This window comes from Antarctobacter heliothermus (genome assembly GCF_900188425.1).
Classification (GTDB): domain Bacteria; phylum Pseudomonadota; class Alphaproteobacteria; order Rhodobacterales; family Rhodobacteraceae; genus Antarctobacter; species Antarctobacter heliothermus.
This window is the reverse complement of the sequence record NZ_FZON01000149.1, coordinates 1-1,354: the sequence shown is the minus strand read 5'-3', so window position 1 is coordinate 1,354 and position 1,354 is coordinate 1. Positions and strand designations below refer to the sequence as shown.

Sequence of the window (1,354 nt, the reverse complement as noted above, 5' to 3'; positions counted from 1 at the left end):
GTAGCTCGGCGGGATCGGTCTGCTCATGCAGGACAGCTACCACGCTGGATTCACGAGATGAATCCCTCAACCAGCCTTTGCGCAACAAAGCCGGTCGAGTGCTGAAAGTGCTTTCTTAGTTATTGGGCCTGCAAAGACAGGTCTTAGCACTTCTTGACTTTCCAAGCCGTCCTTAGAAACGTCTATCACGCTGCTACCTTCGAAGTCCAATCTCGCAACGCCGGTTGCTTCGATCTCGATTGGATGGATTTCAACAGTGTTAAACTCAATGTCATCAAGTGCTTGCTCCAGCCACTCCATTTCTTTTGAAGACCCCCCAATCCTTTTAAGGAGATCTCTATTGGAAACGACAAATTCCCGGATCTGCAAGAGAGAAGAACTTGCGGCTTGGCCCGCACTTTGTAGGCTTACGTTCGATGCACTATCAAGGATGCAACCAATTTCTTGAGTTAGGTTGCCATATGACTTTGATTTTTTAATTCCTTCAAGAGAAATCCAACTCGCAACTGCACCGGCGATAATCAATAGAGGAGAGCCAGTTGTAGCGGCAGCAGCTAGGGTTGCCGCTAGCGACGCACCAGCAGCCACAATTACGAAGTTTCGAAAGGCGCCTCGGTTGAGACGATACCAGCGCTCGTACTGCTTCGCATCCGTCGGAATTTCCCTCAGGCTTTTGAGAGCACTTGCAGTATCTGCCGCAACAACGTCAGGGTTCTGCTCAATTTTTGCTCCAAGTTCATCTATTGCTGCTTGGAATTTCCTTTCCTCGCGAGGTGAGCGAGAGTAACGTTCTGAATCAGTTATGAGTTCGCGCCCGTCCTTAGAGGCAAGTATTAACGGGCCATGAAGCTGCAACAAGCTCTCCATCGGCGTACGCTGATCGGAGCTGAGTTCCGGTGTTTCTCCAGCATCCACGTCCGACAGAACAGAATCGTAAGTGTGCTGCAATTCGATCCCATAACCATATAAAATCGCGTAGTTGATCTCCTTAAACGGTTTACTGCATTCGGTTTCGTACCTAAGAAGCGATTCCAAAAGGGTTCGATACGCGTCTGATCTGCCCAGCGCTTTCCTGGCATTCTCAGAAAAACGTAGGATTGATGGCAATAAGGCATTTATGCGATTGTAATCGTTTTCGTCCTCACCAAAAAACTGGGTAGGAACCGATGTTATCCGTCCCGATTCCACTGCAAAATGTACACTCAGGTCTTGCTTTGGAATATTCCGTATCTGATTTTCGCTTACCAAGAGCGCAAGCAATGGGCTTTGTTGCGCAAAGGCTGGTTGAGGGATTCATCTCGTGAATCCAGCGTGGTAGCTGTCCTGCATGAGCAGACCGATCCCGCCGAGCTAC

General features: G+C 49.0%; 1 protein-coding gene. It reads right to left on the bottom strand.

Going from position 1 to position 1,354, the window contains the following annotated elements; all coding sequences use genetic code 11:
- Window positions 1-66 precede the first annotated feature (66 nt).
- A complete protein-coding gene (locus CHB90_RS26435) occupies window positions 67-1,260 on the bottom strand; it encodes a hypothetical protein (RefSeq protein WP_141135998.1) in 1,194 nt (397 codons plus the stop codon).
- Window positions 1,261-1,354: the final 94 nt, after the last annotated feature.